Origin of the sequence: Coleofasciculus sp. H7-2, assembly GCF_042747725.1 — a bacterium.
GTDB lineage: Bacteria > Cyanobacteriota > Cyanobacteriia > Cyanobacteriales > FACHB-T130 > FACHB-T130.
This window is the reverse complement of record NZ_JBHZGO010000105.1, coordinates 86,292-112,369: the sequence shown is the minus strand read 5'-3', so window position 1 is coordinate 112,369 and position 26,078 is coordinate 86,292. Positions and strand designations below refer to the sequence as shown.

The 26,078-nt window shown below is 43.1% G+C and carries 21 protein-coding genes; 18 read left to right on the top strand and 3 right to left on the bottom strand.

The window, feature by feature from the left end:
* The first annotated feature begins 43 nt into the window (after positions 1-43).
* Positions 44-1,282, top strand: a complete 1,239-nt coding sequence (locus ACFW2W_RS22555) for a glycosyltransferase family 4 protein (RefSeq protein ID WP_378183583.1) — start codon at positions 44-46, stop codon at positions 1,280-1,282.
* A gap of 129 nt (positions 1,283-1,411) precedes the next feature.
* On the opposite strand, the gene ACFW2W_RS22550 is transcribed toward ACFW2W_RS22555, so the two are convergent.
* The gene (locus tag ACFW2W_RS22550; protein WP_378183580.1) at positions 1,412-2,188 is read right to left on the bottom strand and encodes a class I SAM-dependent methyltransferase; all 777 of its coding nucleotides are present in this window, start codon (positions 2,186-2,188) and stop codon (positions 1,412-1,414) included.
* 237 nt (positions 2,189-2,425) lie between these two features.
* Here ACFW2W_RS22550 and ACFW2W_RS22545 point away from each other — a divergent pair, with 237 nt between their 5' ends.
* The 16 genes from ACFW2W_RS22545 to ACFW2W_RS22470 all read left to right on the top strand — a co-directional run bounded on the left by ACFW2W_RS22545 (position 2,426) and on the right by ACFW2W_RS22470 (position 23,041).
* Positions 2,426-3,685, top strand: coding sequence for a glycosyltransferase family 2 protein (locus tag ACFW2W_RS22545; RefSeq protein ID WP_378183576.1), 1,260 nt, complete (start codon positions 2,426-2,428; stop codon positions 3,683-3,685).
* Positions 3,663-4,547, top strand: a complete 885-nt coding sequence (locus tag ACFW2W_RS22540) for a glycosyltransferase family 2 protein (RefSeq protein ID WP_378183573.1) — start codon at positions 3,663-3,665, stop codon at positions 4,545-4,547. Before ACFW2W_RS22545 ends, ACFW2W_RS22540 begins: the two co-directional genes overlap by 23 nt.
* 98 nt (positions 4,548-4,645) lie before the next feature.
* Positions 4,646-6,310 carry a hypothetical protein gene (locus ACFW2W_RS22535; RefSeq protein ID WP_378183570.1) on the top strand — a complete coding sequence of 555 codons (1,665 nt, stop codon included), beginning with the start codon at positions 4,646-4,648 and terminating at the stop codon, positions 6,308-6,310.
* 118 nt (positions 6,311-6,428) lie between these two features.
* The gene (locus tag ACFW2W_RS22530) at positions 6,429-7,163 is read left to right on the top strand and encodes a sugar phosphate nucleotidyltransferase (protein ID WP_378184034.1); all 735 of its coding nucleotides are present in this window, start codon (positions 6,429-6,431) and stop codon (positions 7,161-7,163) included.
* A 16-nt stretch (positions 7,164-7,179) separates the two neighbouring features.
* Entirely contained in the window at positions 7,180-8,166 is a 987-nt protein-coding gene (locus ACFW2W_RS22525) for a glycosyltransferase family 2 protein (RefSeq protein WP_378183567.1), read from the top strand.
* Complete coding sequence (locus ACFW2W_RS22520) at positions 8,153-8,833, top strand: GNAT family N-acetyltransferase (protein ID WP_378183564.1); 681 nt, start codon at positions 8,153-8,155, stop codon at positions 8,831-8,833. Before ACFW2W_RS22525 ends, ACFW2W_RS22520 begins: the two co-directional genes overlap by 14 nt.
* Positions 8,834-8,853: 20 nt before the next feature.
* Complete coding sequence (locus ACFW2W_RS22515; RefSeq protein ID WP_378183561.1) at positions 8,854-9,720, top strand: class I SAM-dependent methyltransferase; 867 nt, start codon at positions 8,854-8,856, stop codon at positions 9,718-9,720.
* Between the two features lie 6 nt (positions 9,721-9,726).
* Positions 9,727-10,920, top strand: coding sequence for a hypothetical protein (locus ACFW2W_RS22510; RefSeq protein WP_378183558.1), 1,194 nt, complete (start codon positions 9,727-9,729; stop codon positions 10,918-10,920).
* Between the two features lie 46 nt (positions 10,921-10,966).
* A complete protein-coding gene (gene rffA / locus ACFW2W_RS22505; protein WP_378184032.1) occupies positions 10,967-12,100 on the top strand; it encodes a dTDP-4-amino-4,6-dideoxygalactose transaminase in 1,134 nt (377 codons plus the stop codon).
* A gap of 37 nt (positions 12,101-12,137) precedes the next feature.
* Positions 12,138-13,304, top strand: coding sequence for a glycosyltransferase family 4 protein (locus ACFW2W_RS22500; RefSeq protein WP_378183555.1), 1,167 nt, complete (start codon positions 12,138-12,140; stop codon positions 13,302-13,304).
* Positions 13,301-14,395 (top strand): glycosyltransferase family 4 protein, encoded by a 1,095-nt coding sequence (locus tag ACFW2W_RS22495; RefSeq protein ID WP_378183552.1) that lies wholly within the window; start codon positions 13,301-13,303, stop codon positions 14,393-14,395. Before ACFW2W_RS22500 ends, ACFW2W_RS22495 begins: the two co-directional genes overlap by 4 nt.
* Positions 14,396-14,560: 165 nt before the next feature.
* Positions 14,561-15,451 (top strand): lipid kinase, encoded by an 891-nt coding sequence (locus tag ACFW2W_RS22490; protein ID WP_378183548.1) that lies wholly within the window; start codon positions 14,561-14,563, stop codon positions 15,449-15,451.
* Between the two features lie 65 nt (positions 15,452-15,516).
* Positions 15,517-18,360, top strand: a complete 2,844-nt coding sequence (locus ACFW2W_RS22485; RefSeq protein WP_378183545.1) for a cation-translocating P-type ATPase — start codon at positions 15,517-15,519, stop codon at positions 18,358-18,360.
* 106 nt (positions 18,361-18,466) lie between these two features.
* On the top strand, positions 18,467-19,624 hold the full coding sequence (gene recF / locus ACFW2W_RS22480) for a DNA replication/repair protein RecF (protein WP_378183541.1): 1,158 nt from the start codon (positions 18,467-18,469) through the stop codon (positions 19,622-19,624).
* A gap of 192 nt (positions 19,625-19,816) precedes the next feature.
* Positions 19,817-20,293, top strand: a complete 477-nt coding sequence (locus ACFW2W_RS22475) for a hypothetical protein (RefSeq protein ID WP_378183538.1) — start codon at positions 19,817-19,819, stop codon at positions 20,291-20,293.
* 435 nt (positions 20,294-20,728) lie between these two features.
* Complete coding sequence (locus ACFW2W_RS22470; RefSeq protein ID WP_378183535.1) at positions 20,729-23,041, top strand: CBS domain-containing protein; 2,313 nt, start codon at positions 20,729-20,731, stop codon at positions 23,039-23,041.
* A gap of 192 nt (positions 23,042-23,233) precedes the next feature.
* On the opposite strand, the gene ACFW2W_RS22465 is transcribed toward ACFW2W_RS22470, so the two are convergent.
* Entirely contained in the window at positions 23,234-23,875 is a 642-nt protein-coding gene (locus tag ACFW2W_RS22465) for a Uma2 family endonuclease (protein WP_378183532.1), read from the bottom strand.
* A gap of 244 nt (positions 23,876-24,119) precedes the next feature.
* Between ACFW2W_RS22465 and ACFW2W_RS22460 the strand changes: the two genes are divergently transcribed.
* Complete coding sequence (locus ACFW2W_RS22460) at positions 24,120-24,317, top strand: hypothetical protein (RefSeq protein WP_378183529.1); 198 nt, start codon at positions 24,120-24,122, stop codon at positions 24,315-24,317.
* A 27-nt stretch (positions 24,318-24,344) separates the two neighbouring features.
* On the opposite strand, the gene ACFW2W_RS22455 is transcribed toward ACFW2W_RS22460, so the two are convergent.
* The gene (locus tag ACFW2W_RS22455; protein WP_378183526.1) at positions 24,345-25,931 is read right to left on the bottom strand and encodes a sensor histidine kinase; all 1,587 of its coding nucleotides are present in this window, start codon (positions 25,929-25,931) and stop codon (positions 24,345-24,347) included.
* Between the last annotated feature and the right edge of the window lie 147 nt (positions 25,932-26,078).

Below are 26,078 nucleotides of genomic sequence, written 5' to 3'. Positions count from 1 at the left end.
ATCTAGATTAATTTCTTCTAGTGACTAACCTAGGGGCTTAAATATGAGCAAAATCAAGTCAGTTTTGCGGATTGCTGTAGATATGACTCCTATCCTCTCTAACGGTGAAAATGGAGGTTCTAAAGTTTTAGTGTTAACCTTATTCAAACGACTACAAACCTTGGCTCCCAACTATAAGTTCTTTCTACTTACAGCACCTTGGAATCATGAGGAGCTAACTAAATATGAAAATAAAAATACTAAATGTATACTACTTAAACAGTTAGGAAAGGCAATTAATACAGAAGAACAAGTATTCTCAAATAAGTTTACTAGATTTGGGGCTAAAGTTGTCAAAAAAATTCAAAAAAAGTGGGGAAATATTTTTTCCGCAAAAACACTTCTAAAAAGTCAAAAAATAGATTTGCTATTTTGCCCGTTTTCTGCACCAAACTTTGCAGAAAATGGTGTTCCTACAGTTGCAATTGTTTATGATCTACAACACCTAGATTATCCAGAATTCTTTACGAAGGAGGAGAGGGAACGTCGCGACCAGTTTTTCAGCAATCTCTTGAAAGTAGCAGAAAAGATTGTCTGTATATCTGAATTTAGTCGCCAATCATTCATTCAAAAGCTGAATGTGTCAGCCGAAAAACTAGATGTTGTGCATATATCTATTTATGACCGCTGGTCTGGGTTGCGTGAAGAAACCGGAAAGCAGCATTTGCAGGAACTGGGTCTAAAAAATTGTAATTACGCTTTTTATCCAGCTAACTACTGGCCTCATAAAAATCATCGTAGGCTCTTAAAAGCCTACCAGATGTATCAGCAACAATTTCCAGGTCAGCATTTAGATTTGGTTTTTACTGGAGCGCTTGAACGGGAAGAAAAGGAACTACGTGAGATTGTTGCCAAGATGAACCTTAGCGATCGCGTACATTTTCTTGGCTATTTGAATGAAGAAGCTTTGGAAGCTGTCTGGCGTGGCTGTAAATACTTGGTTTTCCCCTCTCTTTACGAAGGTTTTGGGATTCCCGTTTTGGAAGCAATGGGATTCGGCAAGCCAGTGCTTTCCAGTACCGCAGGTAGTTTACCAGAGGTTTGCGGTGATGCCGTCCTCTACTTTGACCCAGAGAAACCCGAAGAAATAGCACAGTGTTTAGCAAAAATTACCACTGATACAGAGTTAGTGAATGAATTGGTATCCAAAGGATATCAGCGCTTGAAGTTCTTTGATTGCGATAAAATGGCACGTCAGTATCTTGACATCTTCGCTACTGTGGTTTCCAAGAATGTAACTTGAAGCCTGAGATTGATTTATAAAGTAAAGATTAACTTAAGAAAATGCCCTATATGACGATGGGCGCTACGCAATTTTAAGCCACCCTACGCCTTTAAAATTTACTTTATAAATCAGCTTTAAACAATCAATTTATTTCTGAAAAATGAAACTGGTACATTCCTCATACCGTTCTGGGTTATAGGCTACACATTTATGTTTGGCTTTATACATTTTTTTGAGTTTAAAACCAAGAATTCCCATAAAGTTTTTTATGCACCCATCTGACATTAACCACCAAGCAAATCGCAAGTTTTCCATGTTTTCGCTATTATCTTGCGCTATCATCTGCATAATAGGTCTTTCGTCATTCAAAGTCTGCTGTGTTATTATCACGGTTTTTTTAGCAAGCTTAGTTATTGATTCCAGCGCTCCGAGTTGATCGCGAATATGAGGAAGGCACATCCCAATCATAATCGCATCAAATTTTCCTAAGCTCTCTGGAAGGTGATATATATTGCCATAGTATGCCTTGGCTTTTGAAGCAAAATGCTCGTGGCAGTACCAGTAGGAGTTTTTTAATCGCTCGAAGCCTTTATGTTGTGCAGCCAATATTGCTTCGGATTTAAGGGGATCGTTCCAAAATGGTACAATTTCAGTTACCGTTTCATCCAGTACATCGAAAGATACAACAGAAGCTCCCCGCTTCTCCATCTCAAATGTTAAATAGCCGCTGGCTGTGCCAATGTCTAAGACTGACTGACCAGAAAAATCAAAATGACCAAGGTAATCTTCTATCGTGTCCCTTAAATCCCAATGACCACCGACTGTACCGACATCTGGAATGTCACAAACGTGATAAAAAAAACAATCATCTCGGTTGAGATTTTTTCTGGGTTGTGCAAATAGATTTTCGGACTGAAAAGACATATTACTACCACACTCAATAGATTTTATATGCTAACCTATACGCTGATAATTAGAAAGTGCTGTTCTCTAAAATATTTGCTTCATTTTGGCTTTTGGCTCAATAATCTCTAACTAATGTAATTGCGTGTTCAAGCATAACAAATATAACACAGACTCTAATGCGCTTCACGCACAACGAAAAATGAAAATTTCATTTCCCTCAGTCCTAGTCTTTAGTTTTGTATCAGGAAGTAGCCTGTGAGTTTACGATTCAGCGTTGTTACCCCCTCATTTTGTCAAGGTCGGTTCATTGAGCGTACCATCCAGAGTGTTTTGGCGCAAGGAATCACAGATATAGAATACGTTATCTGTGATGGAGGTAGCAAGGATGAGACAATAGAAATCTTAAAATTCTATGATGACAAAATTCGTTGGGTATCAGAACCAGATAAGGGTCAGGCTGATGCAGTGAACAAAGCGATCGCTATGACAACAGGTGATATTATTGCCTGGATTAATTCTGATGATGTCTACTACCCTGGAGCTTTCGAGGCAGTCAAAATAATATTTGAAGCTAATCCCACCGTTCAGATTATATATGGCGATGCTGACCATATTGATGAAAAAGACGAGATAATAAATTCTTATCCCACTGAACCTTGGAATTATGAACGTTTGCTTGAGACTTGTTACCTTTGTCAGCCAGCGGTATTCTTTCGACGTAGTTTAGTAGAAAAGTATGGGAATTTGGATGCTTCCTTAAATTACTGCATGGATTACGAACTGTGGCTGCGTTATGGTAAGCAGGTAGACTTTTATTATTTGCAAACAAAATTAGCTGGATCACGGCTCTATAAAACTAACAAAACTCTTGGTCAAAGGCTCGCAGTTTGTACAGAAATTAACGATATGATCCGTCGGGAGTTTGGCTTTGTTCCGACTAATTGGATTTTTGGATATGCACATGCCAAAATTGAAGAAACCAAAGGATTGGATAGAACCGATCCTGTTCAAAATAAGCAATTTGTCAAAGAATTAGTTTTTACTACCCTATGGGCATTTTGGCACTGGAAAACGCGGATTCCACCCCGTGCATTAGTGACGCTTGTTAGTTGGTGGGTTGGGGCTAATCCTGTATTGGGTGGGAATAGAACAGTGAAGGTGACTAAAGGTACTATCAAATCTATTTATAAGTTTTTGACGAGTCCTCTTTACAATCGTCTTAAGAACGAGATACTTCAAGAAATCGAACAGAGAATTGAAATTGAGCGCATCAGCCAAACTCAAAAAAACCAAAACTTAACTCAAGAATTACATCGTATCAATCAGGTTTATTTGGAGTTACAAGTTAAGCTGTCTCAACAAGTAGCAGATCAAATGATAAATATGTATAAGCTAATTGCTGAAACTAAGCATGAATGGAGTCGTGAAAAATTAAACGATGAGATTACCGACGAATTAAACAAAATCCATCAGAGTATAGAAGGTCTAAAAATTGAGCGAGATAATCAAGAATAATTCATATCCTAAAGTTAGTATTGTTACTCCCTCATACAATCAGGGTAAGTTCATAGAGAAGACTGTTCTGAGTGTTTTATGCCAAGATTATCCAAACTTGGAATATATTATAGTTGACGGTTTGTCTACCGATGAAACCCCGGACATCATTCGCAAGTACGAACACCGTATAAATAGGATAATTATTGAAGCTGACAAAGGTCAGACTGATGCTCTGAATAAAGGATTTAGATTATGTGCTGGGGAGATACTTGCCTATCTTAATTCTGATGATTGTTATGCGGCTAAAAATGTTGTTTCTAAAGCTGTGGAATATTTGAATGAATATAAAGAATTTGATGTGATTTATGGTCAAAGAAATGTTATTGATGAGTTTGGTAAGTTCTTAAGCTTTCACCCTTATAGACCATTTTCTGAGCGTGATTTTTATTTGAGTGATTATATTCCTCAAGAATGCACTTTTTGGACAAGAAGAATATTTGAGAAAGCAGGCGCATATATCAATGAAGAATTTGACTTCGCAATGGATTATGAGCTGTTGTTGCGATTTCTGAAGTTTGGTGCTAAATTCTTGTCTGTAGAAGATGTTTTTGGTCTTTTTAGATATTATTCTGCTCAGAAAACTGGTGATCGCTGGCATTCACACGGATTACCTGAAATAGGTAAACTGCACAAAATGTACTTAGGTAAATATATTGAAGAAACAGAAATGCTTAATTATAATAATGAACATTTTTTTAAGGTTAACCCAAAGATTCATCCAGAAGCGTTTGCATCTTACAAGCGTTTTTGGTGGATGGTAATCGAACATCAAATTCAAATCCTCGACAACCTGGCACTGGATGAGTGGATGTTTCGGTAAAAGGAAGTAAATAACTCTAGGTTTTATCTAGATAGATGCAACCCTATAGAGTCTTAGGAGAACTAAACAAGCAATAATCCTAGTAAGGAGCTAATCAAATGAGCAGGATAAGAAATTGGCTAAAGACTCCAGTCTTTGTAATCTTTTTGTGCGCTTTTTTCCTAACCAGCGTCATGGGGTTTCTCACTATCAGGATTGAGCATGCTTACTTTGAAAACTATTCTTACTTCTACGACCCTATCTCCTACTCTCTACAGAATGCTCGTCTGCACGTCCGCGTAGCAAATGAGGGGCGTCTTGCGTTAGCTATACAAGAATGGCTGGGCAACGGGAGACATCCGTTACGGACAGTGCCGCTGATCCTTTTTGCTCCTGATTTGCTAGCTAGTAATGTAGGTCATGTGGCTACTGCCCTGCCAATGCTCTTCATTTTTTTAGGGCTGCTTGGTTGGACAGTTCACCGTCGAACTGGTTGCACTCCCTACGCGATCGCCTGTATGTTTTTGTTCTGTGCTACTCCGGTGATGTTTCATCCGAGACTTGGCTTAGGTGCTTACTGGTTAGACCTGCCAGCTGCTTTCCTGGTTGGAGGGGCAGTTTTGTGCCTGTTAAATTCGTCCGGCGCGCAGAGTTTGAAATGGCTGGTAGCGTTTGCAACTCTAGGCTCCTTTGCTACTCTCAGCCGCTACATAGCAGCCGCCTACGTCGTTTTCATCTGTGTACCTGTCTTGGCTGTCTACCTTATCCAACGATGGCGGCGAGAGGGCGACCTAGTGAAGACAATCTTGTTGCCACTTGGTGTTATCTGTGTCACGGCTGCCCTATTAGCTGGGTACTTCTTGATTGCCCATTTTAACAGCAACATAGAGTATTACACGGTCTATGGCTATGCATTAAATCAGGACTTGCTCTCATCAGCTAATTTTGTAATCCACTTTTTAGTAGACTACCTGTTTGGGCTTCCTGGAGCTTTGATGCTGTTTACAATTTGTGGAATTAACCTAGTGTGGTTTCGCAAAGATATTACCCAGAACTGGAAAAGCTTAGTAATTTCAGTTTGGTGTGCCAGTGCGGTTATTTTGTTCTTGGTAGTTGTACTGCGTGTAGGTGAGGGAGGGCAGTCAACAATGTATGCATTACCCCTGCTCTTCTTTGCAGCTGTCTCACCTGTGGCAATAAGCCAGCAGGGAGCGAGCGGTCGAGTCCTGTCACAACTTTCAGTTATATTAATTGCCATAGCGCTTTTGGTGGGAGGACGTGCAGCTTTAGATAACTACCAGCTAGCAACCCATCCTTCTCCTGAGCATCGGGATCTAAAAGCGCTGGACGTGGCTCTAGCTCAAGAATTGTCCAAACAGGGCAACTTAGTAGTTTGGTGTACTTACTTTGATGAATATATCTATATACCAACTATGGAAACGTTCTACCGCTACGGTAAGTTACCCTCACCAGCTAATGACCTTTTCACGGTTCATGAATCATACTGGTTGGGCTTCTATCCTAACCTGCCTGAAAACAAACTAAGCGAGCGTGTTTACGCTGATACTACTAAAAGGGCTGACATTGCTGTAGTGTTTGATGACCCAAGGCAGGCGGATAAAAATAAAAATACTCAGTGGCAAGCGATTCCTAGTCGAAAAAGCCGTTTAGTGGCTAAATATATAGCAGACCACATACGTAACGATCCGAACTGGAAACAAATTTTTGTCCTGGAAAGTTCGCATTATGGTACTCTAGCGGGTTATCGCAATCTTACAAGGTAGTTTTCAGGTGCAACCTTAACAAAAGCAAAACTTCGTCAGTTTCAGTTTTATCTCCGCTTATAACAGAAAATCCTCAATGCTTGAATTAGTTTCTTATTCAAAAACTACAGAGATTAGCGTGAAAGGAATCATTCTTGCTGGTGGTAAAGGAACACGTCTTGCCCCCTTGACGGAAGTCACTAATAAGCACTTGTTGCCAGTTGGGAAAGAACCCATGATCTGGCATTCAGTTAAACAACTAGCAAGTTCAGGTATCACAGATATTTTGATAGTGACTTCCACCAACCATATGGGGGATGTTGTGAATTCTTTAGGATCGGGAAAACGATTTGCCTGTGAATTTACATACCGAGTGCAAGAAGAAGCAGCAGGCATTGCTGACGCTTTATCCCTTGGGGAGCAATTTGCACAAGGAAAAAAAATAGTTGTGCTATTAGGTGATAATATTTTCGAGTATTCTATCCGTCAGCACGTTGAAGCTTTTGCGGAACAACCTGAGGGAGCTAGAGTTCTCCTCAAGGAAGTGGGAGATCCAGAACGATTTGCGATCGCAGCTCTTGATGAAAAGCAAATTATTAAGATTGAGGAAAAACCTACAGAACCCAAGACCAACTATGCTGTTGTCGGTTGTTATATGTACGATAGCCAAGTGTTTAATTTGATACGTAAGGTTCAGCCGTCCGAGCGAGGAGAACTGGAAATTACTGCTATTAACGAACTTTATTTAAAACAGGGTCAGTTGCAGTTTAGTTTTGTGAATGGACGCTGGATGGATGCAGGAACTTTCAATTCATTCAATGAAGCCAACAATCTCATGTTGTTAAATGATAATAAAATTTTGCACGACATCTGAGATTAGGTCAAAAATTATGCCTCACATATCTGTGGTTATTCCTGTTTATAAAGCTGAGAAGTGTTTGCATGAACTCTATAAACGTCTAAAAGATTCTTTAGAAACAATTTCAGAAGATTTTGAGATAATTTTGGTAGAGGACTGTGGGGGCGATCGCTCCTGGGAGATCATTCTGGAGTTAGCCCATCAGGATCGGCGAGTTAAGGGAATTCAGTTCAGTCGCAATTTTGGACAACATTACGGAATTACAGCTGGTTTAGATCATTGTGATGGTGACTGGGTGGTGGTGATGGACTGTGATTTGCAGGATCGTCCTGAAGAAATCCCCCGATTTTACGCCAAAGCACAAGAAGGTTATGATGTAGTGCTTGCTCGAAGAGGTAAGCGAAAAGATCCAATTCTGAAGCGCCTGACTTCGAGGCTATTTTATAAAATATTCAGCTACCTTGCAGATATCAAATATGATGCTCAAGTTGGTAACTTCCGCATGATTTCGCGGAAAGTTTTAGAAAGTTTTCGTCTTATGCGCGAACAACTGAGATTCTTTGGTGGTTTGGTAGACTGGATGGGTTTCCCGACTGCCAGCATTGATGTAACGCATGATTCTCGCCTAACTGGGAAAAGTACATACACGTTTCGCAAGCTTTGGAAATTAGCATCTGAAACTACAATTGCTTATTCTGATAAACCACTCCGGTTATCTATTAGGTTGGGCTTTATGATATCGGTTTTTGCTTTTTTATATGGAGCTTATATTTTTATAAATGCAGCAATTTATGGTTCAGTTGTTACGGGTTGGAGTAGCCTTATTGTTTCTTTGTATTTCCTAGGCGGAATTATTATTTCTAATCTTGGCATTATTGGCATCTACTTAGGGAAAAGTTTTGATGAAGCTAAGAAAAGACCTTTATATCTAATCAGAAATTCTACATTTACCCCTTCAACTTTAAAAAGCCTAGCTGAGCCAAAGCAAACACAAGGTGTAAATAATGGACATTTCTGAGTATATTTTGCAGACTCCTTGGGATAGCAGAGTATTTGGCTTCGATACCTTTGAAATTGTTTATAAATCAGAAGAAGTATTTAAGTCGGTTTTTAAGGCGATCCAACCCGGACATTACACTGTAAAAATCGATCCACTTTCCTCTAAAAAAGTTTTACATGAGTATGGTTTTTATTACTGTGATACCTTAATTGAACCCTACTGCAACCCCAATAGCTTTGTGGAATATGTAAAACCAGGAATTCAAATTTCTAAGTTAGTCTCTATAGACGATTTAACTAAAATCTCTCATGGAGCTTTTACTCATGGTCGATTTCATAAAGATTTTAATTTAGATCGGAATCAAGCCGATCTTAGATATGATTTATGGCTTAAAGAACTTTGTAACTCTCAAAATGTTTTTGGACTGATGTCCGATGGTCGGATAGCTGGATTTTGGGGATGTGTTAAAAATAAAATCGTCCTTCATGCGTTAAGTGAAGAATATAGGGGCAGAGGAATGGCTAAGTACTTTTGGAGCGTTGCTTGTCAAGAACTATTTAGCCACGGATATCAGGAACTGACAAGCTCAATTTCAGCTTCTAATATTTCAGTTCTTAATCTCTACTCTTCACTGGGATTTAAGTTTAGGAATACAGTCGATGTTTACCATATCTTAGTGAAATAATACTAATTTACTAAATTAAAATGAAAATTTGTAGCAAGTGTAGCACGCGATTTGATAGCTTGAACTGGGCATGTCCTTCATGTTCTTGTAAACCTAAACGAATTGAGGGCTATCTATCATTTGCACCTGAATTTGCCAAAATAAATGATAATTACGAGCCTAGTTTTTTTTCCCAGTTAGCCACTCTAGAAGCCAAGAATTTTTGGTTTTGTTCCCGCAACCGCTTGCTCCTTTGGGCACTACAGTGCTACTTTCCCCAAGCTCAAACCCTTTTAGAAATTGGTTGTGGAACTGGTTTTGTTTTATCTGGTATTGAGGAAGCATTCCCTAGGCTAACCTTGTATGGAAGTGAAATATTCAGCACAGGCTTAGCTTTGGCCGCCCAGCGGCTTTCTAAAGCTGAGTTATTCCAGATGGATGCTTGTAAAATTCCCTTCGAGCGCGAATTTGATATTATCGGTGCTTTTGACGTGCTGGAACATATTAAAGAAGATCGGAGAGTTCTAGCTGAAATGTATAGAGCAACAAAAGCAGAAGGGGGAATTATCCTAACAGTTCCACAGCATCCTTGGCTATGGAGCCAAGCCGACGATTATGCTCACCATGTACGCCGATATCGCGCTCAAGATTTAAAAACAAAAGTACAACGGGCTGGGTTTAAAATTGTGAGAATGACATCTTTTGTCTCACTCCTCCTACCCCTCATGTTTCTCTCGCGATCGCAGCAGCAACGACCTAAGCCAGACTACGATCCTTTGGCCGAACTGAGAATAAGCGGTTTAGCCAATTCTATTTTAGGAAAAGTGCTTGATTTTGAACGTGCAGCAATCCGTCTAGGTTTGTCATTTCCATTTGGCGGCTCTCTACTGTTAATTGCCAAGAAGTGAAAAAAAGTGAAAAAAAGCAACTTAATTACAACAATCATTCTACTTATCGGAGTTACTGTACTCTGGGGCTTACCTCTTTCTCGCCTCTACCCAGCTGATCCAACAGAAACTTATACTTTCCATATTGAATTAGCTCAAAAAATGGCACAAGGAAAATTTATTGGGACTCCCCATTTTTTATATCAATTACTCGTTATTACCATACATAAACTTGCTCCTTTCATTAGTTTTAATATTGCCGGATACTATGTTATTCCTATATGTGCTTGTTGGATTTTAGCCATAATTACTGAATATAATATTCGCCAAACGATTCCTTTTTCTCATTTTTATAAAAAGGAATTTTACTCAATACCGATAACTTTGGCTTTGATGATTATTACACCTATTAGTTTATTTACATACCCTAGGCTTTATCTTGGGTATATAGGTATAACTATGTATCATAGTGCCACGACTCTGCTTGCTAAACCGATATGCCTATTGATTTTGAATACAATAACTAAAATTTTTAAGCACCCAACATACTATTCTAAGAAATTAAATTTAAGTTTGTTTTTTCTTACAATACTGTCCTTAATAACAAAGCCAAATTATATTATTTGTCTGATACCAGCCGTATTCTTTGTAATAATATATAAATTATACATGAATAAGCTTATAAATTGGATGTCAATAATTTGGAGTTTGTGTTTTCCAGCACTCATAGTTCTTGGATGGCAGTTCAGCTTGACATACCTCAACGATCCAACTTTTATAAAAGGAGGAAGAAGTAGTATTATTTTCGCCCCTTTTACGGTGATGAGTTTTTACTCTACCAGTCTTTTATATGATTTTATAATGTCGATTCTTTTCCCATTATCTGTTTATATTTTATTTTGGGAAAAAGCTAAAAATGAGTTTAGCCTTAACTTAGCTTGGTTAATATTCTTAGTCTCCATTTTTTATATTTACTTTTTAGGAGAATCAAGTAGGATGTATGCTGGTAACTTTTTGTGGGGGGGACAGATTACTTTATTTATACTTTTTGTTTATTCAATTTCATTTTTATTTAAACAACAAAATTTAGATGATTTTTACTTTGCCAGTATTCTCCATAAATTAAGAACCAAGTTTTTTCTTTGTTTATTAATTTTTGGATTTCATTCTATTAATGGGTTAGTATATTTAATGTATGTAACGCAAACAGGGGGTTATTAAATTTTAAGTAGTAAATTTAGTCAGCGATTTTATAAAAGCCGTGAATATTAATAAAGTTCCTTTTAATGTTCCTTTTGCTACGGGTCGCGAACTTGAGTACATAGCTCAAGCCATTAAGAACCAGCATCTTTCTGGAGACGGTGAATTTACTAAAAAATGCCATGCTTGGTTAGAGTCAGAAATTGGCTGTTACAAAGCATTGTTAACTCATTCTTGTACGGCAGCATTAGAGATGGCAGCAATTCTTGCAGACATCCAGCCAGGGGATGAAGTAATTATGCCATCTTACACATTTGTATCCACTGCTAATGCTTTTGTATTGCGTGGTGCTGTGCCAGTTTTCGTAGACATTCGCCTAGATACTCTCAATATTGATGAGTCTCAGATAGAAGCTGCTATTACACCCAATACTAAAGCCATTGTTCCAGTTCATTATGCAGGTGTGGGTTGCGAGATGGATGTCATTATGGCACTGGCAGACAAATACAATCTTCTAGTAATTGAAGATGCTGCTCAAGGGATAATGTCTAAATACAAGGAGCGACCTCTGGGTAGTATTGGACATCTGGCTGCTCTAAGCTTTCACGAAACTAAAAATTTAATTTCTGGCGAAGGGGGAGCTTTATTAATTAATGATTCTAAATTAATTGAACGGGCTGAGATTATCCGTGAAAAAGGTACAAACCGCAGCAAGTTTTTTAGAGGGCAGATAGACAAATATACATGGGTGGATATTGGTTCTTCATACTTACCTAGTGAACTTGTTGCTGCATTCCTGTTGGCTCAACTAGAATCAGCAGAAGATATTACCCAGAATCGATTAAGAATCTGGGAAAACTACCACAAAAGGTTTTTAAACTTAGAGGAAGAAGGCATCCTCAGACGCCCCATAATACCTAAGAATTGCCAACAAAATGGACATTTGTATTACCTGTTACTCCAGAATGGAGAACATAGAACAGAACTGCTGGAATATCTCAAACATAAAAAAATTGGAGCAGTATTTCATTATATTCCCTTGCACTCATCCCCAGCAGGTAAAAAATATGGAAAAGCTCATGGAAACTTGAAGGTAACAGATACCGCAAGTGAACGGCTGGTTCGTTTACCCATGTGGATAAATTTGGAGCAAGAACCCGTTACCGATATAGTTTATGAATGGTTTACAACTAAATTTTAGTAAGCATTTATGAAAGAATCTATATAATTTAACCTGAATGCTAAAAATCACAATTGATGCAACACCCATACAGCCAAATGCTAGCGGGGTCGGTCTTTATGTCAGTAACTTAATTCGCTCCCTCCATCCATTACAGGTTAAAGAAAACTTTCAGTTGAGTATTGCTTACCAACCTGGCTTAAAAAATTGGCTACGCAGAAATATATGTCCTCCTAAATCTCTGAATATAGATTCTCAGTTTCATATAGTCCCTATACCAGTCAGGATTTCAGATATTGTATTGTCTATACCCTCGAATTGGATGGTATCTAAATACTTTGAAAATTACCTGGATGAACCAGATATATTACAAGGTACAAATTATTGTGTTTATCCCTGTAGAAATACTCTAAAAATTATGAATATTTATGATTTAACCTTTATTAAATTTCCAGATTATACTAACTCTGTTGTCAAAACATACAATAAACGAGTAAAAAAATGCTTGCAATGGACAGATTTAGTGCTGACAATTTCAGAAAGCTCTAAAAAAGATATCGTTGAGTATTTGGGTGTAGATCCTCAACGGATTTATGTGACTCCGCTGGCTAGTCGCTACCATTCCGGATATTTATCTGAAGAACTAGCGCATCAAATAGAGGCATCTATTGGATATGATTTCTCAAAACCATACTTGCTATTTGTAAGTACACTTGAGCCAAGAAAAAACATTAATAATTTGATTACTGCATTTAATTTATTGAAGCAAAAATACAAAATAGAGCATCAATTGGTTTTAATTGGTCAAAAGGGATGGCATTACAAAAAAATATTTTCTGCCATTGAAGACTCACCTTGGAAAAGCCAAATTCATCACCTTGACTATTTATCAGATGATCTGGTTGCTGTGTTTTACTCCAAGGCTGACGCTTTTGTATATCCTTCCTACTATGAAGGGTTTGGTCTGCCTGTATTGGAAGCAATGACGCTAGGCGCACCTGTTATCACATCTAATACTTCCTCACTGCCAGAGGTGGCAGGAGATGCAGCCCTTTTCATTGATCCTGACGATCCGACTAGCTTGGCAGATGCAATTTTGAAAGTAATTGGTGATTCTCAGCTTCGTAGTGAATTAATTCAGAAGGGTAAAGAAAGAGCTAAACTATTTTCTTGGGAAAGAACGGCACAGGAAACGCTTAAGGCATATAAGTCATTGTTGACATGAGCAATTTAGAAAATTCCCTATTCAATCACTTGCTCATCAATCTATCTTTCATTTTTTCCCAACCTACTGGCATCAGCACCTATGCCATAAATCTTTTTCCGCATCTACAGCCTCTCGATCCAACCTTACTGACAGCCCAAACTTTTCCCAACTATCGCTGCTATCCAGTTCCGCCCAATCTAACCCCTGCACAAGGGTCAAAAGGGCATTTTCGCCGTCTGCTGTGGACGCAGTGGAAACTACCACAAATTTATAAAAGCTTAAAATCTAGTTTAATATTTTCCCCAGTTCCTGAAGCGCCGTTGTATGCTGGCTGTCGATCGGTGGTAATGGTTCACGATCTCATCCCGTTGCGGTTTCCCAAACGCTTTTCTCCCCTAACACCCTACTTCCGCTACTACATTCCCCAAGTTTTAGCGCAAGCTGAGCAGATTATTTGTAACTCTAGCGCTACCGCTCAGGATATTATTGACTTCTTCGGCATTCCAGCAGAAAAAATTACGCCAATTCTTTTGGCTTATGACGCCAAACATTTTCGCTTTCTAGATATTCCTACGCGCAATTATTTCCTCTACATCGGTCGCCACGATCCCTACAAAAATATTGCTCGATTAATTGACGCTTTTGCTACTTTATCTAGTTGTCGTGACTATGAATTATGGATAGCTGGGTCTGAGGATAAGCGTTATACACCTGTCTTGATGGCGCAGGTGGAACAGCTTGGTATAACCAACCAGGTAAAATTTTTAGATTACGTTCCTTACGAGGAATTGCCGACGCTGATCAATCAAGCGATCGCTCTCGTCTTCCCTAGCCTCTGGGAGGGCTTTGGACTGCCCGTTTTAGAAGCAATGGCGTGTGGCACTCCCGTGATTACCTCCAACCTCTCCTCGCTGCCAGAAGTCGCTGGTGACGTCGCTATTTTGGTCAATCCCTACAATGTGGGGGAAATTGCCGAAGCCATGCAAGCAGTAGTGACGGATTCAGGATTGCGATCGCGTCTTCGTCAAGCTAGTCTCGCTAGAGCTAGTCAATTTAGCTGGACAAAAACTGGACAAGCTACTGCCCAAGTCCTTCAGCGATATCTGTGAACACAGCGAAAATTATAAAAGTTACAGGTGGCAAATTGTCAAGTTAGGATTGGCGGTCGGATCAAGATTCTCCTTCCAGCTTCAATTCCTCTTGCCTCCACAGGTAGATTTCTTTTTATCAAAGGTTTGTCAATATAATTAACAATCAATGTGAAGAGGCTCAGCATGAACCGGCGAGCATTGTTGCTGCTAAATCGCCACGCCCGCCGAGGAAAAGAGGGTCTATCAGAGGCAATTGCCAAATTGCAGGATCTAGGCTTTGACCTGCAAGAAGAGTCTACACAAAAGCCCCAGCATCTACCAGAAATAATCCGTCGCCACCGCGATCGCGTCGATCTCGTCATCATCGGTGGCGGAGATGGCACCCTAAATGCCGCCGCCGAGGGTCTGATTGACACGCAACTCCCTCTAGGCATCCTGCCCTTAGGAACAGCCAACGACCTAGCGCGAACCCTTTCGATTCCTCAATCCCTCCCCGAAGCTTGCGAGGTAATCGCCACAGGGAAAGAACTGCGAATTGACTTAGGCTGGGTCAATGGAAAGCACTTTTTCAATGTTGCCAGTCTCGGATTGAGCGTGCAAATTACCCAGCAGCTAACCAAAGAAATTAAGCAACGTTGGGGAGTCCTCGCTTACGGAGTCACCGCCATCCAGGTGATTGGGCGATCGCGACCTTTTTTTGCAGAAATTCGTCTCAATGGCGAATCTATCCAGGTGAGAACCGTGCAAATAGCGGTAGGAAACGGGCGATATTACGGCGGTGGCATGACCATCGCTGAAGATGCTGCCATTGACGACCAGCGGTTGGATCTGTACAGCTTAGAAATTCAACACGGGTGGCAGCTGATCCGCTTGCTACCTGCCATGCTAAAAGGAAAACAAGCAGAATGGTCTGAGGTGCGGAGTCTTCAAGGACAGGAAATTGAGGTGGTGACACTGAAACCTCGCCCGATTAATACTGATGGTGAAATCACAACTTACACGCCTGCCAAATTTCGCCTGATTCCTAAAGCTATATCGGTTTTGGTTCCACAATCATCTTACAGCACTCCTTAAAATACCTCCCAGTCACCGGGTTTAAGTCCTATGATTAAGTGCTAGTAGGTGTTAAAGCATTTCCCGTGACCCCATCTCCTTCAAATTCAAAACCCGATCTGGCAAGTGTATGGCATACTCTAGCAGTTGAGAAGACACTGGAGCAGCTAGCAAGCGACGCAGAAGCAGGTCTGACGACCCAGGAAGTCAAACAGCGGTTGCAGCAATACGGCCCCAACGAACTGCAAGAAACTGCGGGTCGAAGTACCTGGGAAATCTTGCTCGATCAGTTCAAGAACATCATGTTGTTGATGCTGATTGCAGTAGCGCTGATTTCCGGGATTCTAGACCTGGTAGATTTACGAGCCGGAAAATTAGCCCCTGGTGAAATTCCCTTCAAGGATACAATTGCGATTTTGTTGATTGTTATCCTTAACGGTGTCTTGGGCTACCTCCAGGAAAGCCGCGCCGAAAAAGCACTTGCCGCCCTCAAAAAGCTTTCCTCTCCGAAAGTGCGAGTGATCCGCGATGACAGACAGCTAGAGGTGGACGGCAAGGATCTCGTGCCAGGAGACATTATGCTCCTAGAAGCAGGGGTGCAGATTTCCGCCGACGGGCGTCTGATTGAAGAGTCAAATCTGCAAGTGCGGGAATCGGCACTAACCGGCGAAGCCCAGCCATCGAATAAGCAGGCAACGGTGCATCTGAGTGAAGAAACTGCGTTGGGCGATCGCGTTAACTTAGTCTTTCAAGGCACTGAAGTCGTCCAAGGACGCGGCAAAGTCGTCGTTACTGGCACCGGCATGAAGACGGAACTCGGCAAAATTGCCGATATGCTGCAATCCGTCGAAAGCGAACCGACTCCACTGCAACAGCGGATGTCTCAGCTGGGCAACGTCCTGGTAACGGGTTCTTTGATGTTAGTGGCTGTGGTTGTAGTGGGTGGATTGCTCCAAAGCCGCTTCAGCCTAGGACGTTGGGATTGGGGCGTCCTGCAAGAACTGGTGGAAGTTTCTCTCTCAATGGCAGTAGCGGTAGTGCCAGAAGGCTTGCCAGCAGTGATCACGGTGACGTTGGCGCTGGGAACCCAGCGGATGGTACGCCGCCACGCACTGATTCGCAAACTCCCAGCTGTAGAAACCCTCGGTTCCGTCACAACTATCTGCTCGGATAAAACCGGCACCCTCACCCAAAATAAAATGGTGGTGCAACGGGTAGACACGGCAAGCCACACGTTCCGCGTTACCGGCGAAGGTTACATTCCCACCGGAGAATTTTATCTAGACGAGCGGCAGGTAACAGCAGAACAGTATCGGGATCTGCAAACCCTAATGCTTGGCTGCGTGCTTTGTAACGACGCGATGTTGCAGCACGACAAGAACGAGTGGACGATTTTAGGCGATCCTACAGAGGGGGCATTAATTGTCCTTGCCGGGAAGGGAGGGATTGATAAGGAACCGCTAAGCCGCCAAATGACGCGCGTTGCCGAGTTTCCTTTTTCCTCCGAACGCAAGCGGATGAGCGCCATCTGCGAGGCGGGAGGTTGGATTGAGAACACGCCTTTTTCTAGCAGCTACCTGATGTTTACGAAGGGTTCTCCAGAGTTAATTTTGGAGCGTTGTACGCAAATTCAGATAAGCGACAAGAGCGAGGTTCTGCGCGATGAGCAACGAACTCAAATTCTGGAGCAAAATAACCAGATGGCAAGTAAGGGCTTGCGGGTGCTGGGATTTGCTTACAAGCCTTTAAACGCCGTCCCTCCCGAAGGATCGGAGGAAACCAACGAGCAAGAATTGGTTTGGCTGGGTTTAGTGGGAATGCATGATGCTCCGCGCCCGGAAGTGCGGGATGCAGTAGCCAAATGCAAAGCCGCTGGAATTCGAGCCATGATGATTACTGGCGATCACCAGCTAACAGCGCAAGCGATCGCCCAAGATTTGGGAATTGCCAAAGTTGGCGATCGCGTCCTCACAGGTCAACAACTGCAAAAGCTTAGCCCAGAGGAACTAGAACAACTGGTTGACGAAGTCAGTATCTACGCCCGCGTTGCCCCCGAACACAAACTCCGCATCGTGCAAGCCCTCCAGCGTCGTGGCAGATTCGTCGCCATGACCGGCGACGGCGTCAACGATGCCCCAGCCCTCAAACAAGCCGATATCGGCATCGCAATGGGCATTACCGGCACCGATGTCAGTAAAGAAGCCAGCGATATGGTGCTACTGGATGACAACTTCGCCACCATCGTCGCCGCCACCGAAGAAGGGCGGACAGTTTACAGTAATATTCGCCGCTTTATCAAATACATTCTGGGCAGCAACATCGGGGAAGTGCTGACTATTGCCGCCGCACCCCTTTTAGGCTTGGGGGGCGTTCCTCTCTCGCCATTACAGATTCTCTGGATGAACCTCGTTACTGATGGTTTACCTGCTCTCGCCCTTGCCGTAGAACCCGCAGAACCAGACGTGATGCTCCGTCCTCCCATGAATCCCCGCGAGAGTATTTTTGCCCAAGGGCTGGGTTCTTACATGGTTCGGATTGGGATTATCTTTGCCATTATCAGTATTGCTTTGATGGCATGGGCTTACAACTATACTCATGCACCAGGCTATCAGGGCAATAAAGATGCCTGGAAAACGATGGTATTTACCACCTTGTGTATCGCTCAAATGGGACACGCTTTGGCAGTTCGCTCCAACACCCGGTTGACGATCGAGTTAAATCCCTTCACCAACCTGTATTTGTGGGGAGCGGTGGTTGTTACCACGGCGTTGCAGCTCATGCTCATCTACGTTCCCCCCCTGCGCTCTTTCTTTGGAACTCACTATCTAAGCCTCACAGAACTCGGTATTTGCATCGCCTTCAGTTCCTTAATGTTTGTTTGGGTTGAGATGGAAAAACTGTTTATCCGTTTTTACAAAGGCAGACGGTAATCGGTAATGGGTAATGGGTAATTAGGGACTGGTTATCGGAAGAATCTAGGCTGAAAATAATCACCAATCAACCATTACCCATTCCATCACCAATGACCAATTAGCTATGTATCTCAAAACCCTCCACCTCCGCCAGTTTCGCAACTACTTGGATTGCGGGGTTGATTTCGAGGCTCCTAAGACAATTTTGGTGGGGAATAATGCCCAAGGGAAATCCAATCTTTTGGAAGCAGTCGAGTTACTATCAACCCTCAAAAGTCATCGAGCCGTGCGCGATCGCGACCTGATCCGCGAAGGCTCGGCGGACGGTAAAATTACAGCAACCCTGGAACGCGCTAACGGCTTAGTGGATCTGGCTTTAACCCTCCGCACTCAAGGGCGTCGCACCGCAGCCATCAACCAAGAAGCTTTGCGACGCCAGATGGATTTTCTCGGCGTCCTCAACGCTGTAGAATTCTCCAGTCTAGACTTGGATCTGGTGCGAGGTGCCCCCGAACAACGTCGCAACTGGCTAGATTCCATCCTCACCCAGTTGGAACCCGTCTACGCCCACATTTTGCAGCAATATAACCAAGTATTACGACAGCGCAACGCCCTATTAAGACAAGAAGCGAGAAAAGCTCAACCTTCTGCCAACAGGCAAGAGGAAATTTCCACCGAGTCTGGCGACTTGAATCGGGAGTCGGAATTGGCGTTGTGGGATACCCAATTAGCGATCGCGGGTTCTCGCGTCACCCGTCGTCGAGCCAGAGTCCTGAAGCGGCTGGCTCCTCTCGCTCAGGCTTGGCACGCTAGCATTAGCGGTACCGAAGTGCTGGAATTGAAATATGCCCCCAATGTCACTCTAGAGAAGGACGACCCCGAAGCGGTGCAGCAAGCATTTTTAGAGAAAATCCAACAGCGTCGGGTCGCCGAACACCACCAAGGCACAACGCTCGTCGGTCCCCACCGGGACGAAGTTGAGTTTACCATCAACCAAACACCGGCAAGGATTTATGGCTCCCAAGGTCAGCAGCGAACCCTAGTCTTGGCACTCAAACTGGCAGAGCTAAAGCTCATTGAAGAAGTCGTTGGAGAACCGCCGCTGTTGCTGCTTGATGATGTTCTAGCCGAGTTAGACCCAAACCGCCAAAATCAACTGCTAGATGCCATTCAAGACCGCTTTCAGACCCTGATTACCACCACTCACTTAGGTTCCTTCGATGCCCAGTGGTTGAATTCTTCTCAAATTCTCTCCGTTCAGGCAGGACAGATAAAACGATGAAGTTTGTTAGTTATGTAAGGGCGGGTTGAACCAAAATATTTGTAACTAGCCAACTAAATGGATAAACCTGCGCCTACAAGTCGGTTGTTTCTTTTTCCCGCTGACCACTGCGCCGCCTCTAGCCTGATCTCAATCCGGAGTCACGCTCAGAAGTCTCGTATCCACCAATATGTTCTATTAAACAGAGAATCCGTGCCTTACTTATCTAACGAACTGTCAACCTACGCCCAGATTGATTGTGACGTAATTAACCTTGCTGCTATGCGAAAAATGGATATGGCTATGGATCGAGATGAGATTGCAGGGCTGGGGGCTTCGTTGCGACGGATCGAGCAGAAGTTATTGACCAAGGGAAATGGTGTCAAAAGAGTATGGTATCAGGGTGGAGAACCTTATTTCGATCTGTTTATTGACCTGCGAGAAGATGATATCGAGTGGTTTCAGTTGACTTTACGTGGGAAATCGCTGTCGTGGAATCAAGCAGGCTGGCAAACAGGAAAAACGAATGAAGGAAGTGTCAACGACATTACTTTTTATCCCGCTAGCAAACTGATTAAAACAGACAATCGCCCTGATTCTGCTTTCATTGAATTAGCATATTCCATTCTGCAAACCCGCGCCGGTGATGCGATTGTTGACAAAATACTGGCGTTGTTTAAGGCTGAATAACGAATGGCTAATCGCTAATTAAAGACAAGTTTTTGCCAAATTAGCAATTAGCCTTTAACCTAATAATTAAGCTTATTTGTAAATTATTTTCAGTTGCAATATACCAGTGCGAATTTGGGTTTAATGTGCCCGTTTTTGCTCGGTATCCCGATTTTGAATCTTTGCTGGAGCCTTTTTATTATTCTTCTTCTATAATATAATAACACTCTCAATCCCTCAGGTCTGAAGAGTTAAGAGCAATTGGACTCCCTTCTGGCAGGGGAGATGTTTTCTCTTAGGTTACTGTACTGATGTTGTAGAGACAATTTATGAATTAGCCATCTATCTGGCGATTTATTTTTCTTCAAGAATACATAAATATTTATTGCGATAAAGTAATGATTTATTGCACAAAACTAAGAATAAGCACAAGGTTGACTGTATCGCAGCTTACAATTGCCAGCAGTACTCCTGTGGATATTACTGGATGGGTTCACCATGCAGCCCAACGCCCTGCCGCTACCTTGCCTATCTCTAGACCCTGCCATTGACCGTCAGCCTCTGACTGTAGCGCCTGACACACCCCTCCTTGATGTTCTGGCGCTAATGAGCCAGTTACGGAGTAGTTGTGAGCTGTCTAGATGGACACAAACAGACACCAGTGCAGCTTCAGAAGACGGAAGCCGGAGGGCTGGCGAGGGAATGAATGCCGCATTGCCGCACCCTGCATCCTGTTGGTTGTCACAAGAGGAGACCGATTTTGACACCGCTGATGCCGCCGGTCATTGTGTTTTGGTAATGGAAGGAGCGCAGCTAGTTGGAGTCTTTACAGAGCGCGATATCGTTAGACTGACTGCCGCCAGAGCTTCCCTAATCAACGTCAAAATTGTCGATGTCGTAACGCAACCAGCCATTACCCTCAGACAATCGGAAGCTCACGATGTTTTCACTGCCCTTTCCCTATTTCGTCAGCACCGAATTCGCCATCTGCCAATCATTGACGATAAGGCAAGGGTGGTAGGAATTGTTACGCACGATAGTATTCGCAAAGCGCTGCAACCCGTTAATCTTCTAACGCGATTGCGATACGTCGCTGATGTTATGACATCCCAAGTCGTTCATGCACCTGTAACTGCTTCTGTCCTCGATTTAGCCCAAATCATGGCGAGTCAGCTAGTCAGCTGTGTCGTCATCACAGAACAGAGGGAAAACCAGATTGAGAATAAGGAACTAAAGACGCTTAATTCCCAATTCCCAATTCCGGTAGGCATTGTCACTGAGAGAGATGTGGTGCAGTTTCAGGCGATGGAATTGGACTTGGCGAAATTGCAGGCAAAAGACGTAATGAGTACACCCTTATTTTGTCTGCAACCCTCAGATTCCCTATGGGTTGCCCATCAAGAAATGCAGCGGCGGCGCGTGCGGCGTCTGGTGGTTGCTAGCAATCAGGGTGAATTACTCGGCATTGTCTCCCAAACCAGCCTGCTACAAGTGCTGAATCCAGCGGATATGTACAATGTCATTGAGGTATTGCAGCAGGCGGTAGAAGAGCGCACCAAAGCATTAGAAAACAGCAACGAGCAATTGCGTTGTGAAATTGCCGAGCGCAAACGAGCTGAAAAGGCATTGCGACAAGCGCACGATGACTTAAAAAGACAAGTAGAGGAACAAACTGCCGAGTTGGCGCAAGCGAATACGCTTCTAAAAAAGGACATTATTGAGCGTGTCGCAGTAGAGGTGGCGTTGCGGAAATCAGAGGCGCAAAAGACGCGATTAATTGCATCTCTACAAAAACAAGCCGAGCATCTGGAACAAACTTTACACCAACTGCAAAAAACCCAAGCCCAGCTGATTCAAACCGAAAAAATGTCGAGTTTGGGGCAGCTGGTTGCCGGTATTGCTCACGAAATCAACAATCCGATTAATTTTATTTATGGCAATCTTAGCTATGCCGGTCAATATGTCCAAGATTTGCTGAATCTGCTGCAACTTTATATCAAGCATCATCCTCAGCCAGTACCCGAAATTCAAACAGAAATCGAGGCAATTGACCTGGATTTTTTGAAGACAGACCTCCCGAAACTTTTAGGCTCAATGAAGCTGGGAGCCAACCGTATCCGGGATTTGGTACTGTCCCTGCGAAACTTTTCCCGATTGGATGAAGCGCAACAGAAATTTGTGAATATCCACGAGGGGATAAATAGCACCCTTCTGATATTACAAAATCAACTAGAAGCCAAAGCGTCCCGCTCTGGAATTAAAGTTATCAAAGAATATGGCAATCTACCTCCTGTGGAGTGTTTGGGAGGGCAGATCAACCAGGTATTTATGAATATCCTCAGTAATGCCATTGATGCCCTCGAAGAGGTAATCGCTAAGGAAGCATGGGTAATGGCTCATGGGGAAGAAAGTACCAATTACCAACCTCCTACAATTTGGATTCGCACCGAATTAGTAGGCAAAAATCAGGTAGCAATCCGGATTGCAGACAACGGAATTGGGATGACGGAAGCAGTACGGCGTCAAATGTTTGACCCTTTCTTCACAACGAAACCCGTGGGCAAAGGTACCGGCTTAGGATTGTCAATTTGCTATCAGATTGTGGAAAAACACGGCGGTCAGCTTAAGTGTGTTTCCGCACCCGGTGAGGGATCTGAGTTTGTGATTCAAATTCCAATTCGACAGACAACTCATACCGATGTGTATACATCCCGCCGCCTGAAGCCTACTATTGAGCGAAGTGAAGAGCAACAGCTACACGGAGCTTAGCCGACTGGGAAGGAACTAAAAATGCAAAATTAAAGAATTTCTATTGTTGGGCGATCGCTATTTTGGTGGCTTGCTAAATATCGGATGCTAGGTGTAGGATTTGCATCGGTACCGGGTAGCGATCGCCTTTTCGGAATTAGCTTCTAGAGAGATGCGATCCGTCAACAGAAGCGATCGCCACTCCCAGAAAACTCACTGGATTTGCTCTCTCACCCAAGTTCGGAAAGCTCTCATCGTCGCATTTCTGCCGATAACTTTACTTTGCTCAACATACTGAGGAATCAGCTCAATTAACGGCATTCCAGGAAAATTCGGACTATGATTCGCTTCAACATATTTTCCCTCTTGCAGCACGTTGATTTGCAACCTTTGCCCATTGTATCGCCACAGTTCGGGAACCCCTAAAGCTTCGTAATTATTAAATTGAGTGCGAGACGTGATATCAATTTCAATCGCTAAATCTGGAGGCGGATCTACACTGAGGTCTATCCGCTTCTTTCCTCTAATAGCTGCTTCGTTTTGGATATAGAAACATTCATCAGGTTCTACCCCCTGAGCCATATTTTCATTTTTTAAAGTAGTCGAACCAGCAGGCAAAAACTCAATATTTAGTTCTTCGAGTAATGCTTTCACTATATCTCCAACAAGTCCTTTATCAAACTCATGTTCTAGTAGAGGCGTTATTATCTCTAGCGTACCTCTGCTATATGACAGTCGAGCAGCACGGGTTTCTCCTAACTCGTCTAAAATGGTTTCCAACATTTGCCAGGTGACATCTTTCAGAATGACTCTCTCGCCTGGTGGAACAATCAATTGGTTCAGGTTTATTTGCACCTTTTCGCTGCTTTTAAGCTTAATTTATATAACTGATCTTTGCTTAGTTAGATGCTTATTGTTCAACCAAATAAAAGATAATTGACATTGCCGCCAGCTCGTTATTAACCAATGGGGCTAGTTGACAAAAAGGAATACGGCTAAACGAATGCTGGTAGATATCCTAATTTTACCAGCACCAAATTTCATGAATAAAAGTAAATTTCTTCAGAGAAATGTGCTGCCGAATTTGATTAGGTAGTAAGTGATAGAAAAATCTTACTACCTATTACCCCTCAGTCCTCAGTCCTCAGTCCACCCTTCGGGAAGGCAAAGCGCCTACAGTCCTCAGTCCTCAGTCCTCAGTCCTCAGTCCTCAGTCCTCAGTCCTCAGTCCTCAGTCCTCAGTCCTCAGTCCTCAGTCCTCAGTCCTCAGTCCTCAGTCCTCAGTCGTAGTAAGTGATAGAAAAATCCTACTACCTATTACCCATTAAGTATTCCAAATGCTGGAACCATCGACATCTAAAGGTAGGAAAATAGTCATGACCTCACCTTGCTGGGGTCGCTGGCGCACAATCAGTTTTCCTCCTAAAGCTTGGAAGAGATTTTTAGTGACGTTAAGATTTAGGCTTAGACATCCGGTTTCTGGCTGGAACATCAATAGCTGACCAATTGACTTGCGCGTTGGTGGGTTGTCTGCTGCGGTCGAGTTGCCGCTTTCGTCAGGTTGGGCTTGAGACTGGAGTTGCAACTTTAGCTGGTCTCCAGCGGGTGTCACCTCTACCTGAATATGACCGCCTGCGGGGATGCTGCGGGTGAAATTTTCAATCAACCCGCTCAGTACCTGATCTAGCATGGCGGGATTACTGACAACGGCGGGTAGCTTTTGCGGTAACACCACCTCTAGGGTTAAGTTGCGACGATTAGCTTGTTTTTGCCAGCGAGGAATGCTGTTTTGAAAAACCTGCGCTACAGACATCGCCGTGAGGTGAACGGGCGATCGCTTGATGGGTTCTGTTTCTAATTCCACCGCCCGGAAAAACAACTCCATGCGGTCGATTTGTTCGGTACACTCGTGGTCAATAATTTCTAGGCGCTTGATGATGTCTGGTGCCAATTCGTTGCGGCGTTTTAGCAGCAGTCGCGTTAAGGTGCGAATGGTACTTAGCGGCGTCCGGACTTCGTGGGCAAAAGCTTGAAGTAATTCCACATCATTGGAATTTTGAATTTTCAATCTTGAATTTTCAATTAATTCCGGATTTAAAATTGAGAATTCAGAATTATCTTCTGGCTCTTTACCTTTTGCCTCTTGCCCACAGCCAAGACGGGATAAATCGGCGTCTTTACGATGCTCACCTCTGACTTCTTCCGGCAAATGTTTCAACAGTAAGCGGCTAAACTGCGTAACCGTTCGATAATCGGGCGCTTGGGGTGCAAAGCGTTCGACTAAAGTTTCTAACTGACTCACTTGATGAAGGCTGGTCAGCAACAAGCGCGATCGCAAACTTTGCCACGCTTGCTCTACCACTTCCGGATCAAAAGAATATTGGAAAGCTGGGGCACCTGCGATATCTTCTCCCACGACCATCACTAAACTAAACTGTGGCGTGAAAACCACACAAAACTGTTCTGTTGTTAAGGGATCGGCAGGGATTAACGGAAAGTTGGAAGTAGATTGAGGTTCGTTTTCCTTTTGCTGAGTTGTGGCTGGAGGCAGCAGAAATGGCATTAATGCCAGAGGATTAAATCGCTCTGCTGTAAAAATTCCGGTATGTATGCGAGCCATTATCGCTGGGTGGCACAGAACCGGCACAGGACCCGCTAAAACTAAGCCCAAGGTTTGTGGCGAATCAGTGGCAGGTTCTAGAACTTGCAGCAGCAAATGTTCCAAGGCAGCGATCGCTCCACACCACTCCCGCGAGGCACGGGCGTACTCTCGTGCCGTCCGACTCGCAGGGCGCAATCCATTCGCTTTTTCTGCTGTCTGCTCTACAGGAGGCACAACACGATTTGCCCCAGTCTGTTCGCTCTGGGCTAATACTTCACTGATGGTTGGCAGTAACCACTTTCTTTGCACAAAGATCCACCCCTTTAACGGCAATCGATTGGCGGTGCGTCTTTAAACTACTTCTAATAATGAGCGTACCGATACTTGTCCTCTATCGGGGGTGGTATAACCGAACGAATGAGTGGCAATTCCCGCGCTCTGTTTAAAAAAAGTTCT